10 protein-coding genes are annotated in these 17,211 nt (G+C 50.3%); 6 read left to right on the top strand and 4 right to left on the bottom strand.

The window, feature by feature from the left end; all coding sequences use genetic code 11:
* Positions 1–11: 11 nt before the first annotated feature.
* Complete coding sequence (gene malQ / locus R3187_RS05265; RefSeq protein ID WP_318965657.1) at positions 12–2,189, bottom strand: 4-alpha-glucanotransferase; 2,178 nt, start codon at positions 2,187–2,189, stop codon at positions 12–14.
* Entirely contained in the window at positions 2,176–2,622 is a 447-nt protein-coding gene (locus R3187_RS05260; protein WP_318965656.1) for an AraC family transcriptional regulator, read from the bottom strand. Before R3187_RS05260 ends, malQ begins: the two co-directional genes overlap by 14 nt.
* Positions 2,623–3,061: 439 nt before the next feature.
* On the opposite strand from R3187_RS05260, the gene R3187_RS05255 reads away from it, so the two are divergent.
* The 3 genes from R3187_RS05255 to R3187_RS05245 all read left to right on the top strand — a co-directional run bounded on the left by R3187_RS05255 (position 3,062) and on the right by R3187_RS05245 (position 8,962).
* The gene (locus R3187_RS05255; RefSeq protein ID WP_318965655.1) at positions 3,062–5,902 is read left to right on the top strand and encodes a TonB-dependent receptor; all 2,841 of its coding nucleotides are present in this window, start codon (positions 3,062–3,064) and stop codon (positions 5,900–5,902) included.
* Between the two features lie 114 nt (positions 5,903–6,016).
* Positions 6,017–7,507 carry a tryptophan halogenase family protein gene (locus tag R3187_RS05250; RefSeq protein ID WP_318965654.1) on the top strand — a complete coding sequence of 497 codons (1,491 nt, stop codon included), beginning with the start codon at positions 6,017–6,019 and terminating at the stop codon, positions 7,505–7,507.
* A gap of 18 nt (positions 7,508–7,525) precedes the next feature.
* Entirely contained in the window at positions 7,526–8,962 is a 1,437-nt protein-coding gene (locus tag R3187_RS05245; protein ID WP_318965653.1) for an alpha-amylase family glycosyl hydrolase, read from the top strand.
* A gap of 114 nt (positions 8,963–9,076) precedes the next feature.
* On the opposite strand, the gene R3187_RS05240 is transcribed toward R3187_RS05245, so the two are convergent.
* Positions 9,077–10,360, bottom strand: coding sequence for a pectin acetylesterase-family hydrolase (locus R3187_RS05240; protein ID WP_318965652.1), 1,284 nt, complete (start codon positions 10,358–10,360; stop codon positions 9,077–9,079).
* Positions 10,361–10,715: 355 nt separating this feature from the next.
* Between R3187_RS05240 and R3187_RS05235 the strand changes: the two genes are divergently transcribed.
* Both R3187_RS05235 and R3187_RS05230 read left to right on the top strand, forming a co-directional pair.
* Positions 10,716–11,150 (top strand): OsmC family protein, encoded by a 435-nt coding sequence (locus R3187_RS05235; protein WP_318965651.1) that lies wholly within the window; start codon positions 10,716–10,718, stop codon positions 11,148–11,150.
* Between the two features lie 96 nt (positions 11,151–11,246).
* A complete protein-coding gene (locus R3187_RS05230; RefSeq protein ID WP_318965650.1) occupies positions 11,247–12,575 on the top strand; it encodes an APC family permease in 1,329 nt (442 codons plus the stop codon).
* Positions 12,576–12,646: 71 nt separating this feature from the next.
* Here R3187_RS05230 and R3187_RS05225 read toward each other — a convergent pair whose 3' ends face one another.
* Entirely contained in the window at positions 12,647–14,074 is a 1,428-nt protein-coding gene (locus R3187_RS05225; RefSeq protein WP_318965649.1) for a hypothetical protein, read from the bottom strand.
* 289 nt (positions 14,075–14,363) lie between these two features.
* Between R3187_RS05225 and R3187_RS05220 the strand changes: the two genes are divergently transcribed.
* Positions 14,364–17,210, top strand: a complete 2,847-nt coding sequence (locus R3187_RS05220; protein ID WP_318965648.1) for a TonB-dependent receptor — start codon at positions 14,364–14,366, stop codon at positions 17,208–17,210.
* The last annotated feature ends 1 nt before the right edge of the window (position 17,211 follow it).

Raw genomic sequence — 17,211 nt, 5'->3', positions numbered from 1 at the left:
GGGCCTGCCAATTAACTTATCCGGCGCTGCCCGGCCATGGCCAGGATCAGCTCGCGCACCTCGCTTTGCTGCAATGCCTGCTCAAATTCAACCGGTAACTTGCGCCGCCAGTTCGGGTATTCTGTGCTGGTGCCGGGTATATTTACCGGTGTGGCAACCAGCAGTAAGTCTTCCAGCTGATAAGCCATTAAACGGGCCGGGGTGGCAGCCAGATACAAATGGCTGTTTTGGACTAACTGCCGGGTATTACCCTGCTCCAGCTGCAACTCGTCAGATAACAGCTGCTTTTCATCTTTGCGCAACTGCTCCAGGTTGGCCGCAATTCGCGCGCTGGGGAATAAATCCAGCTGATGGCGCAGCGCTAAATCATGTTCGTTCCAGTAACCTACCAGCGTGGGCATATCGTGGGTGGTTACCGTGGCCAGTGACAATGCCGGATAGGTCTGGTCGCGGTGCTGATAACTGCCAGACTTTTGCTCCAGCATAAATACCCGGTACGACATTACCTGATATTTAGCCATTAACTGGCTGATTTCGGCCGGCACTGTGCCTAAATCTTCACCAATAACCACACAATGATTGCGCTGGCTTTCCAGCGCCATAATGGCAAATAAATCTTCAGCAGGCATGCTGATATAGCCGCCGGCTGTCGCATCGGCACCCGGTGGGCAACACCACAATCGCAGTAACGCCATAACATGATCGAGGCGCAGTGCGCCGGCATAGCGCATATTGGCGCGGATAAGCTGAATAAACGGCTGATAGGCTTTTTGGCGCAGGGTGTGCGGGTTATAGGCCAGCAGGCCCCAGTTCTGACCTTTCGGCGCCATAATATCCGGCGGTGCTCCGACACTGAGTTGCATCAGAAAATCTTCCGGCGCGCCCCAGCTTTCTGCACTGTTACTGTTGGCGCCAACCGCCACATCGCAGTACAGACCTATTGCCATGCCTTGTTGCTGACATTGCTGTTTTACCCCGGCCAGTTGCTGCTGCGCCAGCCATTGCAGATATAACTGCTGATTAATGGCATCCGCGTGCTCCTTAGCAAACTGCTGTACTGCCGGGCTATGCGGGTTCTGATACTCTGGCGGAAAATGCTGCCAGCACGCCATCTGCATATCGCGGGAAAACAACACCGCCTGCAATACCTGATAGCGGGCCAGATTTAGCAGGCTGGGGTCGCTTTGCTCAATAAATTGTTGAAACTGCTGCGCCCGCTCGCTGTTTCTCGCCAGGTGTTGCTGTTTAAAGTGCTGATACAGCACCGTTGCCATCTCTGCTTTCAGGCTGCTGACCGCGTGGTAGTCAACATCGGCAGCAGCACGACAGCGCGCCAGCCGGCTTTGAAATTGCTGGCTTTGCAGTAACTGCTGCGCCTTTTCGCATTCGGCAAATTCAGGGCTGTGTTCCAGCGCCACATAAAGAGTATTAAGCCATAACCGGCTGTTCGGGCTGTAAGGGCTGCAATCCTGCGGCAGCCCGGGATACAGCGCATGCAACGGGTTTAAACCGATAAAATCGTTTCCCAGCTCAGCTAGCGGTACCACCATATTTTTTAAATCGGCAAAGTCGCCAATGCCCCAGTTACGGCCGGAGCGCAGCGCATACAGTTGAATGGCCGGCCCCATTGTTTTATGCAGTACCGCGCTGTCCTGCAATTGAAAGCAGCGGTTTGGTGCAACAATAAGCTGTTGCTGGTAGCTCTGGTTGCCAGCCGGGATGTCTGTTTCAGTGGTGCCGGTTTCAGGCGTTAAGGTCAGTTGGTGGTAGCCGGGGCCCAGTTCTACGTCAATAGCCAGATTAACGGCCAGATACTCGGTGTCAGCAAATTGCTGCCGTTCGATAATATCGCTGGTAGCAATGTGCAGCTGACCGCGATAAGTCTGCTGTTGTTCGGTCTGCAGCTGCCATTGCCATTGGCTATGCGCAGTCGCTGCCGGCTGCTGGATCCGGACACAAAGAGCTTGCTCTTCTGACAGTACCTGCACCGGCGCGACTACTTCAGCCCAGGGTTGTTGTTGCAATTGCCGGATCTGACTGCTTATCGCGTCGCTGCTGCTTAAATCGTAACCCATGGCAGCCAGAATAGCCTGCTGATCCGCCAGCGCAATATGTTCAACATGCCCCTGGGCGTGCACATAGCTGTCCTGCAGGCCCGCTAATGCTGCGAGTTGCTTAATTGGTTCCATACATCACCTGTCGGCTGGCCGTGGGTTGCCCCGGATAAGAACGGCTGATTGTCGTGCTGCTGCGCTGGCGATAAATACCGGGCGGGCAGCCTTGCCAGCTTTTAAATGCTTTTTGAAAACTACTTTGTTCTTCAAAACCAAGCTGGGTAGCAATTTGTTGAATATTGAACGTATTGTCCTGCAAGTACTGCTGCGCCAGCTGATGACGACATTCAGTTACCAGCTGGCGAAAGCTGGTATTACTGCCTTGCAGATAGCGCTGCAGCGAGCGGCTGCTGATATTCAGGGCTTTGGCCAGCTCATTTAACCTGGGCACCTGGGGCAATTGCCGGCAAATCTGTTGCTTTAACAGCGCCAACTGGCTGTTGCGCTTGTTGTTGCCATCATTGTTTGTCAGGCGATAACGCCAGAAACCATGGCTTGCGATAGTCATAGTGCATTGCTCCAAATTGGCAGCAAAGCAAAATCCCGGCTTTGCCCATCGCTGCCATTAATTGGTGCAAGCATAAAACAACGTTGGACTATAGTTAAACATGCTGCATACGTATGCAGCGAAAATAGCCGGAACTGGCCAGTCATAAAAACGATGATCTCTGCGCTGGTTTGTTGCATAACGGCCAACAAACCGGCTGACTGCAAAGTGCGCTGGTGGCTTGATGGCTATGGCGTGCACTGCAATTGTGCGCAGAGTAACCGCTTTGCCCCGGTATTGTGCATTAAGCAGCTTATGAATACGTATTCATGTTGAGCTTAGGCCCGAATAAGTTTAATAAATGACCATAGTAAAAGTTGGTTAGTAAGTTTTCACCGCGTGCAAGCAGCCGGGAACGCTTTACTGCTGAACAATAACAACCTCACCGGGGATAAGGGTAATGAAAAACTTTAAACTGAATATGCTGACTGTCGCGCTGATTGCAGCCGGCGCCAGCACTGCCGCTGTTGCGCAGCAAACCACTGACGCCAGCGAGCAGGCAAAAGAAGACAACATCGAAGTCATTGCGGTTACCGGCTATCGCGGCAGCCTGCAAAAAGCCCAGGCCATTAAAATGAGCGAAAGCTCAGTGGTGGAAGTACTGTCAGCAGAAGATATCGGTAAGCTGCCAGACACCAGTATTGCTGAGTCACTGGCGCGTTTACCTGGCCTGGCCGGTGAGCGTCGTAACGGCCGTACCAGCGGCTTATCTGTTCGGGGTTTTAACGAAAACTACGTTGGCACCTCCCTAAACGGCCGTGAGCTGTTAGGTATGGGTGATAACCGTGGCGTTGAATACGATTTATACCCGTCAGAAATTGTCTCTACCGCTGTTGTATACAAAACGCCAGACGCAACGGTAATGGCGCAGGGCATTGGCGGTACTATCGATTTACAAACCGTCCGCCCGCTGACTGCCGAACCTACCCTGACCTTCAATGCCAATTTTGAACAAAATGGTACTTCTTCAGGTAACCCTGATTTTGATAACAATGGTCACCGCTTCTCAATTAACTTTGTTGATAAGTTTGTCGACGATACGCTGGGCGTCGCCGTAGTAGTATCGTCAATGGAAACGCCACGACAGGAGCAGCAGTTCCGCGGCTGGGGCTATGCCGATGTTAACCTGGGTAATCCGCGCCGGGCCACCGATCCGGTAGATGTACCGGCAGGCACTGTGGTGCTTGGCGGCCATGATTCTTTCACCCGTTCAGCGATGCTGGAGCGTGACTCGTTTGCTGTTATTGTCGAATATCAACCGACCGACAAACTGACAGTTAACTTTGACGCCCTGTATATCGACTTTGTCGAAAATGACGTACGTCGTGGTCTGGAAGAAGGCGGTGCTGAGTGGGGTACCGGTGATTACACCATTACCGGTGTTGAAAACGGTCTGGTCACCTCAGGTTACTACGATGGTTTTTATTCAGTAGTCCGTAACGATGCCCGTCGCCAGGAAGCGGATTTACTGACATTTGGCTTAAACCTGGAATATGAGCTGAGCGACGACTGGACAGCAGAACTGGATATGTCCAGCGGCAAAGTGGATAAAACCATTACTGACGTGGAAAGTTACTCAGGTGTCGGCCGCGCCGGTATTGATGGCCGGCCGCAGGCTGCCCGCAGCTGGACTATGACGCCAACCGGCGTAATGTACAGCGATCATCCAACTCTGCCATCAGTGGATTACACCGATGCCAGCCTGATGCGCTTAGCCGGACCGCAAGCCTGGGGTGGCGCTTTAAATCCCATTGAGCGCTTTCAGGGCGAGCCTGGTTTTGGCCCGGATACCGCTCAGGATGGTTTTGTTAACCAACCGGTATTTGAAGAAACCTTAGACAGCTTCCGGTTGCAATTTAACGGCTTTGTTAACTGGGGCATTATTACCGGCGTTGAAACCGGCGTGGCGTATCAGGAACGTTCGAAAACCAAAATTAACAATGGTGCTTTTTTAACCGCACCAAGCTGGCCGGGCGATGTCGCTATTCCTAATCCGCTGGGTGTGGCTGACTTAAGCTTTATCGGTATTGCAGGGGTGACTGCTTATGACAGCTTAGGCTTATATAACAGCGGTTACTATATTGAAACCGACGCAGCGCTGTTAGAAAACGGTCGTTTTGGTGACACCTACAAGATTGACGAAGAACTGACTACGTTGTTTGCTAAGTTCGACATGAATACCGAAGTCGCCGGCATGATGGTGCAGGGTAACTTTGGCGTGCAGGTGGTTAATGCCAAGCAAAGTGGTGAAGGTTTCAGTACCACTACCAATGCTCAGGGCTTCACCGTGGCAACCCCGGTAAGTGACAGCGACAGCTATACTGATATTCTGCCAACCTTAAACCTGAGTGTTGAAGTGGCCGATCGGCAGTATGTGCGTACCGCGCTGTCTAAAGTGATCAGCCGGCCGCGGATGGATAACCTGCGGCCTAATGCCCAGGTGACTTTCCAGTTTAATGACTCAAATATTCTGAGCGATGATCCGGCAAACAGCCCATGGGGTGGCAATGCCGGTAATACTCAGCTGAAACCGCTGGAAGCAAACCAGTTCGATTTAGCTTATGAGAATTACTATCACGACAATGGTTTCTTTGCCGCCAGCTTCTTCTTTAAAGATCTGAAAAACTGGCACCGTAATGAAACCGTGCTTGCCGATTTCTCTGATGTCTATATTCCGGGCTTCCACCAGTCGTCTGACGCCACAGGTAATCAGCCGCCGGCGTTATTTGTCGGTGGTATTTCGCAGGTAACTGATGGCTTACAGGGCTTTGTCCGTGGTTATGAGTTCCAGGCCAGTGTCCCGTTTGAAATTGTCCATGAAGCACTTTATGGCTTTGGTGTGGTTGCCAGCGCAACCTTTATGGATGGCAAGCTGGATGACGGCGGCCGGGTGCCGGGCTTATCAGAAGAAATTTACACCTTAACCGCTTATTACGAGTACAAGGGCTTTGAGTTCCGGATTTCCGGTACCAAGCGTGACGAGTTCTTAAGTGAAACCCGTGGCTTAAGTTTGTCACTGGCTACGGTGGAAGATCGCGGTGCAGAACTGTGGGATGCCCAGATTGGTTATGACTTCAGCGAATCCGGTGTTGATGCGCTGGACGGCCTGCGGGTAACCTTCCAGGTGCAGAATATCACTGATGAGCCAACCTTAAAAACCAATGGCGCAGATGTCCGCCAGGTTACTGAGTATCAGAGCTTCGGCACTAACTATATGTTAGGACTGAACTACACGTTCTGATAAATCTGCTAGGCTGAGCCTGTTGTATTAAAAACAGGCTGGCCACAGCACAGGTTCTCCCTGGTAAAAGCCCGGCCTGGTTTAAGGGCCGGGTTTTTTTTCGAGTAGATAATTATGAACAACGCAGTAAAAAAAATAGTGGTGTTAGGTGGCGGTACCGCCGGCTGGATGACGGCGGCTTTGCTGAAAAAAGTCTTAGCCGGTGCCATTGATATTCAGCTGGTGGAGTCGGAAGACATTGGCACCGTCGGCGTCGGCGAGGCGACGATCCCACCTATCAAGCTGTTTAACAATGTGATGGGTATTAACGAAGCCGAGTTTTTACGGGAAACCAAGGCCACCATTAAACTGGCGATTAAGTTTGATAACTGGCGGGTGCCGGGCGAAGGCTATTTTCATACCTTTGGCGCACCGGGCAAAAGCCTGGCATTTTGTCATTTTCATCATTTGTGGCTGCGGGCCCGCCAGCACGGCGATACCACCGATTTATGGCAATACGACTTAAACTACCTGTGTGCCATGGCCGGTAAGTTTGCGCCAATTAATGCCAAAGACAGCATCCTGGAACTACCCTATGCTTACCATTTTGATGCCGGTCTGTATGCCCGCTACCTGCGCAAACTCAGCGAAAAAATGGGGGTGGTGCGCCATGAAGGTAAAGTACAGCAGGTATTTCAGCACCCCAGCGGCGATATAAAATGCCTGGTGCTGGACGATGGCCGCGAGCTGAGCGGCGACTTATTTATTGATTGCTCCGGTTTTCGCGGTTTGCTTATTCAGGACAAACTGAATGCCGGCTACGACGACTGGAGCCATTTTTTACCTTGTGACCGCGCCGTAGCCGTGCCTTCTGAGCGCTTTGAAAAAACCGTGCCGTACACCCGTGCTATTGCTCACAGTGCGGGCTGGCAGTGGCGCATTCCGTTGCAGCATCGTAATGGCAATGGTCTGGTGTATAGCAGCGCCCACTATACTGATGAGCAGGCGGCGGATTTATTATTGGCTAACCTGGATCGTAAAGCGCTGGCCGATCCTAAATTTCTGCGCTTTAAAACCGGCCGTCGCCGCCAGCAATGGCAACGTAATGTGGTGGCGGTAGGCTTAAGTAGCGGCTTTTTAGAGCCGCTGGAATCAACCAGTATTCATCTTATTCAATCGGCTGTGGTGCGGCTTATTCAGTTATTTCCGCACAACGGTATTTGCCAGAGTGCGATTAACGAATACAACCGGCAATCCGAGCTGGAATATACCCAGATCCGCGACTTCCTGATTTTGCACTACCACGTTAACGAGCGCAGCGACAGCCAGTTCTGGCGTGATATGCAGCAATTAGCCATTCCCGACAGTTTACGCCAGAAAATGGCCATTTTCGCCGATAATGGCCAGCTTTTCCGTGATCAAAACGATTTGTTCCTGGAAAGTTCCTGGCTGCAGGTAATGTTAGGCCAGGGCATAGAGCCGAAAGATTACCACCCGATAGCCGGTAATTTCAGCCCGGAAAAACTGCGCGATATGCTGGCCAATATACAGGCGATTAAGCAAGAGCCGCTCAGTAAACTGCCGGACCATGATACCTATATTCAAACCATGATTAGCCGCAGCTAACCACAGAGGAATTATGCAATGAAATTTGGCACCAGATTATTGATCCTTGTTGTATTACTGCTTAGCGGCTGTGCTGGCAGCACGTCAGGCACTAACGGATCCGGCGACGTCGCCGCCAACAGCCCGGGGGTTACCATGACGGACAGTTCACTGCAACGTTACCAACCTGAGCCGTACGTTAAACTCAGTCACCCAAAGTGGAGTAAAGATGCGGTTATTTACCAGATAAATACCCGCCAGTTTACGCCAGAAGGTACTTTTGCCGCCGCCCAGCAGCAATTGCCACGGCTGAAAGCGCTGGGCGTGGATATTTTATGGTTAATGCCTATTCAGCCGATTGGCGAAGTGAACCGCAAAGGCAGCCTGGGCAGCCCGTATTCGATAAAAGATTACTACGGGGTTAACCCGGAGTTTGGCACTAAGCAGGATATCAAAGCCTTTATTGACGCCGCCCATCAGCAGGGTATGTACGTTATTCTGGACTGGGTGGCCAATCATACGGCCTGGGATAATCCACTGACACAGCTGCACCCCGACTGGTATATCCGCGACTGGAAAGGCGACTTCCGGCCAACCCCCTGGTGGGACTGGAGTGATATTATCGAGCTGGATTACAGCAAGCCCGGCCTGCGCCGATATATGACCGAGGCCATGAAGTACTGGGTACAGGAAATTGGCTTTGATGGCTTCAGAGCGGACGTTGCCGGCTTTGTGCCGCTTGATTTCTGGGAGAATGTCCGGGCAGAGCTGGAGACGGTAAAACCGGTATTTATGCTGGCCGAGTTTGAAGGCCGCGATTTTCATGCCGAAGCCTTCGATGCTACCTATGGCTGGACCTGGCATCAGGCGGTGCATGCTGTGGTTACCGGCCACGCCGACGTCAATAAGCTGTATGTTTACTATTCATGGAACGAGAAGTACTTTCCACAGCAGGTCATGCGCTTACTGGGTACCAGCAACCATGATCAGAACGCCTGGGAAGGTACCGAGTTTGAAATGTTCGGCGAAGCACTGCCGGCAGTAACGGTATTGTCTTTTGTCAGCGAAGGCATTCCAATGCTGTATAACGGCCAGGAAGCCGGCAATACCAAACGACTGGAATTCTTTGAAAAAGACCCGATTGTCTGGCGCGAACATGCCAATGGTGAGTTATATAAAAAGCTGATCCAGCTGAAAAAGGCGCAATCGGCGCTGTGGAATTCCAGCTGGGGTGCCCGGATGATCCCGGTGCATAACAGCAAGCCTGCACAGGTACTGAGCTTTGTTCGTCAGGATGACAACAGCAAGGTGTTTGCGGTATTTAACTTTTCAGATAAACCGCAGCAGGTAAGCTTTAAAGCCCACTTACACCATGGTAATTACCAGGAGTATTTTACTGCCAGCAATGCTGAATTTTCAGCTGATACTTCGCTGACACTGCCGGCATGGGGTTATAAGGTGTATATCAAACGCTGAGCCAATATTAATCTTTGTCAGATGGCAGCGTTTACAGTAGCACCTGGCTCAACGATTTGGTCAGCAATTAGCAAGAGTGGATACACCTCTTGTTAATCGCTGGCCTTTGCAAGTTCAGTCTGAATACTTGACGCTGTGCGCTTTAAATTTACCTGATTTTACAAAGCGATCTAACCATTTTGTAAATTTCACATTTGCTGCACTCTGCTCCTGATAAAACGGATGAGGCACGTCGGGTGTGGCAAAATCATCTGTCAGGATAGTGTGAATATTGCCGCTGCCAATATAGTACTGGTAGTTAGTTGTTGTTTCAGATAGCAAGGCTAAGGTCGCTTCCATTCTGGCGTTCCACTCGGCAAAGTATACATAGTCAGATTCGGTTATGCCCCACGAAACTGGATTACTGTTACCCAGATCATTTTGGTCCATTATTTTTAAAAACTGTACTTGTACCCAGTCGAATTGCGTCGTGTACTGCGCGAATCGACTTTGTGGGTAGGCTTCGCTCAATTTTGTGAAAATGTCAGAGTTAAAATCTAATGCGGAATATGTCGTTAATGCTTCACTAAACAGCAGCGGCAGGCTCGCCTCAACATTCCAGACCTTATCGTAATCAAGCACACTATCGATAAAACCCTGGGTTACAATAGCCTCAGAAGCATCGGCAAATAACGCGCTGTCTGCTTCAGGAAAGGCGGACTGTAAATAAGGAAAGTTCAAGGTTGCACCATAACCACCAGCACTTGAACCCGTTACCAATAACTTCTTAAGTTTATTCTGCTTTTTACCCTCTACATGGTTTATCAACCATTCTCTGACGGCCATAAAATTATCAAAACCACGGTGTTTAACGGTTACCGGAGCCCCCGGATAGCCGGTTATCGTGCCGTCTGCATCGGTATAAACAGTATCAATGGATCCAATGTGAATATCGCCGGTGCAATAAGGAATAAATACCTTACTCCAGTCTCTGAACGGGTTATCTTTTTCACTATCGTTAAAAATTCCGCCGGCGCCTATCGGCGAATTTTCGGCCAATATTGAAGGGTTATAAGCCGGGCGGGCGTCGGGCACACCTGCCAGAGCCAGTGATGCCACACAAGTGGCGTCGTTCCAGCAAGCACCACCACCATTAAAGTAGACTAACAGGTTTTTACTTTTGCCTTGTTTAAAGTAAAAGTGAAACGCGTTATCCAGAGGGGCGCCGTTATCCGAGTTTACCACTGTATCAAAAGCACAGCTGGGATTAATTATTTTGGTGATGCCCTGGTTATCGGTGATTTCCATTTGAGCAGCCACCGGGATCACTTGCCACTCAGTTGCGCCAGGTTTACCTTGCGCACCCGCTATTAAGGTGTTTAACGATAATACTGCTACAAGCCATAAAGTTTTTTTCATACCAGAGTCCATTTCAATATTAAGAATTGTAGGGCGTTATTGCCTGTGACAAAAAGATAGTTCAAATTTATGAATGCATGTATAACATCTGTTAAAAATATTGATATATACAGTGAAGCTAAAGGCTTCCACTGGGAATGACAGCTGTTGGTTGTGTAAGCTGTGGCAAACAGAAATAACCGGCAATTTTTACCGATAAAGTGAAGACATTATAAAACTGACAAAGCATATATTCGGCAATCAGCAGAGCATGCCTGCTTTTGCCAGTCTGGAACGAAGCTTGCTTCTTGTTGTGTAACGAAATAAGGGTGTCAGCCTTAAAAACGTGTAAAAGACAGCAATTAAGGAGCAACAAATGGCAATTATCAATTGGGCAACAGCAACGTATGAAGGTCTGGGCAAAGAGGGTAAAGGACATGTATCTACCCAGTCGGGGGCCTTAAAAGATCAGCCGTATGGTTTTAATACCCGCTTTGAAGATAAAGAAGGCACCAACCCCGAAGAGCAAATTGCGGCAGCACATGCCTCCTGCTTCACTATGGCTTTATCAATGGGCCTGGCCAAGCAGGGCTTCAGTAAAGGCACCCTGCAATCGAAAGCCAGTATTACGCTGGTGAAAGACGGTGATGGCTTTACTATCACCAAATCTGAAATTAAGTTAGACGCCAGAGTGCCGGGTATGCACGGCTCAGATTTTGAGAAAGCGGCGGTAGAAGCAAAGTTAAACTGTCCGATTTCCAAATTACTTAACTGCGATGTCACGTTGGATATTACCTCGTTTGAGGGATAACAAATAACGCCACATCGTCGTTACTCAGGCGACTGAGTGCGCTCAGCAATTCAGTTTGCATTGATTGCCTGAGCGAATTCGGGGTTAGTATTTTTTATGGGTGAAAATCAATCGGCTGATTATGAAAAGGGCAGCTTAAGTCTGACTGGTGCGGTGTCAATGGGCACTGGCGTGATGATCGGCGCCGGCATTTTTGCGCTAACCGGTCAGATTGCCGATTTGGCTGGCAGCTGGTTTCCGTTGGCGTTTGTCGTAGCAGCGGTTATAGCCAGCTTCAGTGCCTATTCGTATGTAAAGCTCGCCAATGCCTATCCCTCGGCAGGCGGTATTGCCATGTTTTTGAAGAAAGCATATGGCCGCTCACTGATGACGGGGGCGCTTGCACTGCTGATGTATTTTTCGATGATTATCAACGAAAGTCTGGTGGCCCGGACCTTTGGTACTTACTCCTTACAGCTGTTCGACGCTAAAGATATGCAGTGGTTAATTCCGGCGCTGGGTGTTGGGCTGTTAATTTTTGCTTTTTTTATCAATGTGCTGAGCAATAAGTTTATTCAGTCGCTGTCATTTGTTACTGCATTTATCAAAATTGCCGGGCTGGCTGTGCTGGCCATTGGTGGACTCTGGGCTTCCGGTCTGAGCTTTGAAAGTATTTCTACAGTGCCGCAACAAACCGACGCAGCAAGTTTTCTGGGGGCGGTCGCGCTGGGTATCCTGGGCTATAAGGGGTTTACCACTATCACCAACAGCGGAAGCGAGATCAATGATCCCCATAAAAATGTGGGGCGGGCGATCATTATCTCGATTTTGATCTGCACAGTGCTGTATGTTCTGGTATCGCTGGCAGTAGGCGCCAACCTTTCTATCAGCGAAATTGTAAACGCCAAAGATTACTCACTGGCTGAGGCGTCGCGCCCGGCATTTGGTAAGTACGGGCTTTGGTTTACCGTAGGTTTTGCCATCATCGCCACCGTGTCAGGGGTAATTGCCAGTGTTTTCGCCGTATCGCGCATGCTGGCGATGCTAACGGAAATGCAGCTGGTGCCGCATCGTCATTTTAAGCTGCCAGGTGATATTCAAAAGCATACACTAATCTATACGGTAGTGATTGCCATATTGCTAACCATCTTTTTTGATCTGAGTCGGATTGCCTCACTTGGCGCGATTTTCTACATTATTATGGATATTGGTATTCATTGGGGCGTGTTCAGACATTTACGCAAAGACGTTGCGGCAAATGCGGCAATCCTTATCTCGGCTATGGTACTTGACGTGATTGTGCTGGCAGCTTTTCTGTGGGTTAAGCTTCAGTCAGACATGCTGGTGATCTGGGCTTCGCTAATTGGTCTGGCCGCCATTTTTATTGGGGAAAAATATTTTCTGAAATTGCATAAAAAAGATGATGATGATCCGCATTATACGTAAAACTATTGTTACTGATCCTGCTGTCCGGGCTGGTGGTGTAAGCAGCGAACAGCAGCGTTAATAGGCCGCGGCTAATTTTGTTTTAAGGTGGCGTTCTGCCATAAATTCTGGTGCGCCGGCTCGGTGAAAAACTGCTCTGGCTGCCAGCAGCGTGGTAGTAATTTACGCAGATAGCGAGCTTCACCATCCTGATACAACGCATTAAGCAACGCCTTTAAACGGTGCTCGGGTAGCACTTCCAGCCGTTCCCGGGCGACTTTAAAATACAGGTTGTAATCAGTTTGCAGGCTGATGTCTATGCCGGTGTTACGGTACTGCTGCTGACGGCTGACTACCCGGCAATTCGGTTGCTCTGGTTTTTGCGGGTACAAGCCGTTAACAATGGCAAATTCATAGCGGTCCTGCGGCTGATTATCGGCCGCGAGCGGAGTAAATACCACGCCATAACCCTGCGGAAACAGGCCGGTTATCCTCAGTAACTGATCAACCAGCAGGCCGTTATATTCATTACGGCGGGCCCCCTCGCGCATTAACAACGCGGCTTTGGGTAATAGCGCATAGTTAAAGCGCTGCCGGCCCGGCAACACAATAGAGGCATACACCTGCGGCACTTTTAGCAGGCTGCCAAACAGGGTTTTATCGGTCGGGTCTAACTGCAGCAGCTGACTAAGCCAGTGCAAGCGTTGCTGCTGGGCGGCAAAGTACTGTTCCCGCTCTGCTTTATTGTTGCCTTTGTATGGCGCGATGCCAAACCCCTGCTCCAGCAGCGCCAGACTGGCGTCACTGCTTATTTTCAGCAGCCGGCTGCGCTCATCAATATTTAATGGTCTGCCAGAATCGAACTGGGCTAACTCGCCCTGAATAATCCCCAGCGCATCCGGGTGCAGTAAACCGATATCCTGCAACAGTATTGCCATGACAATCGGCAACTGCACATGCTGGCGGTACGGGCAATCATCCGGCGCCTGACGGTTACGCAGTTGATAATGGCTGACCAGTGCCGGCTCATCCAGCAACTGCTGCGCCAGTAAATGATCAAGCAGCCGCAGACTCAGCACGGCCCGGTAAAGTGGTTTATACGCAAACTGCACCCGTTCGCGTTGGCGTTTAGCGGTGGGCACCATAATTTGCAGACAACCGAGCAAGCGGGCACTGAACGCCAGCGTTTCACTGTTGCTTTCCCCCTCTGACAGCTGCAGCAGTTGCTCGGCCAGCAGTTGTAAATCAGCCCAGCGCATCAATCGGCCTTTCTCGTCCTGATACTGCAACTCACTGTAGTGTTGCCGCGCATGCTGGCGCTCAGCCTGACTGGCGCTGGCAGTTTGTTGCAGATGCTGCCAGCGCTGCTCAGCCTTGCAAAGCTCAGCCTGCTGTTGGCGATAACTGGCAAAAAACGCTTTGCTGCGCTGATAAAAACAGCTGGCGTCGCCGGAGTACAACACATCCAGCAAACGTTCCAGCCGGTACACCATTACCGAGCTCTTCGCCGCTTTTTTCACCTGACGGTTTCCTTATTGCTGAGCAAGTAGCCAACGCCTTCTACTGGCTACCATAGCCTGAGTTTGCGCGAATGAAAAGTCAGCAACCGGTTGCACCATTTTGGTTACCAGCGAATGACTACTGCGCCATTTTAGCGCTTGTGAATACGTATTCATATTGCCAGTTGCCCCAAATAGGTTAATAACTAACCTCACAACAATTATGGTTGCAACATTTCGTGCCCGAGTCGGCTGGTCCGTATCGCATGGAAAGCGCATCCAACAATAAAAACAAAACGGGGACGAAAGTATGAATAAGTTTAAGCTTAGTCTGCTTAGCCTTGCTGTCAGTACAGCAGGGCTAAGTTCGTTGGTGGCTGCACAGCAACAGCCACCAGCGGAAGAGCCGGCTGCAGAAGAGCAACAGGTGGAAGTGATTCAGGTGCGCGGTTTTGCCAGCAGTCTGTTTCGTTCACTGGACACCAAACGCTTTGGTGATGTGGTATCTGAAACCATCTCAGCCGATGATCTGGGGGCCTTGCCTGATGTGTCGATAGCCGATGCCTTAACCCGCTTACCCGGTATTTCTGCGGTACGGACCGGTGGTCAGGCAGCTGAAATTAACATTCGGGGTATGTCTGGTGGTTTTGTGTTTTCCACCTTAAACGGCCGCGAGCAGGTATCAACCAGCGGTAAGCGTAATATTGAGTTTGATCAGTATCCGTCAGAGCTGATTAACTCGGCGGCGGTGTATAAATCACCGAAGGCGTCGCTGATTGAAGGCGGTGTGGCTGGTACGGTGGAGTTGAAAACCACCAGCGTGCTGCTGAACGAAAAAGATCACAGCTTTAACGTTAATCTGCGCGGTATGTTTAACGACCGGGCCGATGAAGTACCAGATGGCCAGGATTTTGGCCACCGCTTTAGTTTTTCATATCAGGGTAAGTTTCTGGATAACACCTTAGGCTTAGCCCTGGGTTATGCCCGGTTGTATCAACCCAGTGTTGCCACCCAGTTTATCGGTCTGGCCTACAATGGCCAGAAAGATGTCGCCGGTGATGAGCAGAACGAATTTATCAGCGAAGGCTTTGAAATTCAGCATTTAGGCGGTGAAGAAACCCGCAACGGCTATCTGGGCTCTATTGAATGGCAACCCCATGATGCCTTTAGTTTAAAAGCCGATGCCTTTATTTCCCAGTTTGATAAAGAGTCCTTTGCCCGCGGTTTCCGGGTTAAGTTTGGTGGTGACGCCGCTGCTGTCGGTAATCCGGTATTAAACAACCGCTCAGTAATAGGCGGCACCTTTAACCGGACCTCGCAGAGTTTCACCCGGGTTGAAATTGTTAATGATGATAATCGTGACTACGACGAAGTAAAAAGCTTCGGTGTCGCTGCGGACTGGGATATTAACGACCGCACTAATCTGGTGTTCGATGTATCGCACTCTACCGCCAGCAGCGATTTCAGAAACGGCCTGCTATGGGCGCTGGTAGCTGAAGATGCGAACGCGGCCGTGCCGCAGCTGGATACCAATGTCTCGATCTCTTACTTACTGAACGGCATGGACTTGCCCAGTATTGGCTTTAACCAGGCCGATGCATTCTCTGATATTGACCGGGTTATGGTCAGTAAATATGGCATATACCCCTTTGTAAACAGCGATGAAGTCAGTGCGGTAAAACTGGACCTGAGCTATGACCTGGATCTACCCATCATTCGCTCATTTGAGGTAGGGGTGCGGTATTCAGAGCGCACCTATAGTAACGATCGTTCCGTATTTGAATATGGCAGTGATGGCGCCTTTTTAAATTCGCAGCCGCCGTTGCAGTTAACAGCAGACATGGCAAAAGTAGTCGATTTTAAAGGTGACTTTGCTAATTACCCCAGTTATCTGGCGATTGACCTGGATAAAGCGCTAGCAGCCTGGTTCCCGCAGGGTATACCACAACCGGTACAAACCTGGGGTGCAGGTAATGTTGGGGTGATTAACCGCGACCCAACCTCAAATGTCGATACCAGCTGGTCGGTACTGCAAAGTGGCGAAGTATATGAAGATGTAATGGCGGCCTATCTGATGGCCAATCTGGATACTGAAATTTTTGATTTGCCGCTGAGCGGTAATGTCGGGGTACGCCGGGTAACCACTGATCAGTCGGCGACCGATTTAACCGATGTTGGCGGTGATCCGCTGCGCGGTGCCCAGAATATTACCGACGATGCCGGCCTGGTAAATAACCAGTATGCCCCGGGCATCCTTGGTGAGAAATACACGCACTACCTGCCCAGCATCAACTTAAACTTAAGCCTGACCGACAATACCCAACTGCGTTTTGCAGCAGCTAAAGTGATTTCACGGCCACCGATCAACCGGTTGGCGTCAAACACCTCTATTAATATCAGCGATGATGGTGAGATTAGCGGCTCAAGCTCTAACAGCCCGTTCCTGCGGCCGTTTGAAGCCAACCAGTACGACTTGTCTTACGAGTACTATTTTGGCAGTGGCGCTGTGGTAGCTGCGCTATTTTATAAAGATATTCAGAACTTTATAAACGATTTTACCATTCAGGAATTTGATTTCGCCGGCGCAGGTTTTGCGGTGCCCGAGGTTATTGTCAATGAAGATGGCGTACCCCGGGCGACGTTTAATGGCGCCTTTTCCACTGCGGTAAACAACGACCGTGGTGGTTATATCCGTGGCCTGGAGCTGGCCTACACCCATGTGTTCGATTTCCTGCCGGATTTATGGTCAGGCCTGGGCGTCAGCGGCAGTTACTCTTATACCGAAAGTGAAGTTGAGCTGATCAACACCCTCGGTGGGGAAGCGATTACCACCACCTTTGAAGGCCTGTCAAAAAATGTCTTTAACGGCACCCTGTTCTGGGAACATGACGGCGTGGAGGCTCGGGTAAATGCGCGCTACCGTTCACCCTTTGTCTCAAGCCAGGTCGGTATAGATGAGCAGATTACCAATTTCGACAGTGAGTTAGTGGTTGATATGCAATTTGGTTACATGTTTAACGACAACCTGAAGCTGTTGTTCCAGGTCAATAACCTGACCGACGAGCCGACCAAGAGTTATTTTGGCCAGAAGGCACAAACCGGTACCTTGCAGTTTTTTGGCAGGCAGTATTTTGTCGGCGCCGTGTACTCGTTTTAAC

The organism is Arsukibacterium sp., assembly GCF_033721375.1.
In the GTDB taxonomy this organism is placed as follows: domain Bacteria; phylum Pseudomonadota; class Gammaproteobacteria; order Enterobacterales; family Alteromonadaceae; genus Alishewanella.
The sequence above is the reverse complement of the archived record's forward strand: the minus strand, read 5'-3'. Positions and strand labels throughout refer to the sequence as shown.

Coding starts and splice junctions, on each gene's coding strand:
- malQ (WP_318965657.1), bottom strand. CDS start 2,189: ATGGAACCAATTAAGCAACTCGCAGCATTAGCGGGCCTGCAGGACAGC.
- R3187_RS05260 (WP_318965656.1), bottom strand. CDS start 2,622: ATGACTATCGCAAGCCATGGTTTCTGGCGTTATCGCCTGACAAACAAT.
- R3187_RS05235 (WP_318965651.1), top strand. CDS start 10,716: ATGGCAATTATCAATTGGGCAACAGCAACGTATGAAGGTCTGGGCAAA.
- R3187_RS05245 (WP_318965653.1), top strand. CDS start 7,526: ATGAAATTTGGCACCAGATTATTGATCCTTGTTGTATTACTGCTTAGC.
- R3187_RS05220 (WP_318965648.1), top strand. CDS start 14,364: ATGAATAAGTTTAAGCTTAGTCTGCTTAGCCTTGCTGTCAGTACAGCA.
- R3187_RS05240 (WP_318965652.1), bottom strand. CDS start 10,360: ATGAAAAAAACTTTATGGCTTGTAGCAGTATTATCGTTAAACACCTTA.
- R3187_RS05255 (WP_318965655.1), top strand. CDS start 3,062: ATGAAAAACTTTAAACTGAATATGCTGACTGTCGCGCTGATTGCAGCC.
- R3187_RS05250 (WP_318965654.1), top strand. CDS start 6,017: ATGAACAACGCAGTAAAAAAAATAGTGGTGTTAGGTGGCGGTACCGCC.
- R3187_RS05230 (WP_318965650.1), top strand. CDS start 11,247: ATGGGTGAAAATCAATCGGCTGATTATGAAAAGGGCAGCTTAAGTCTG.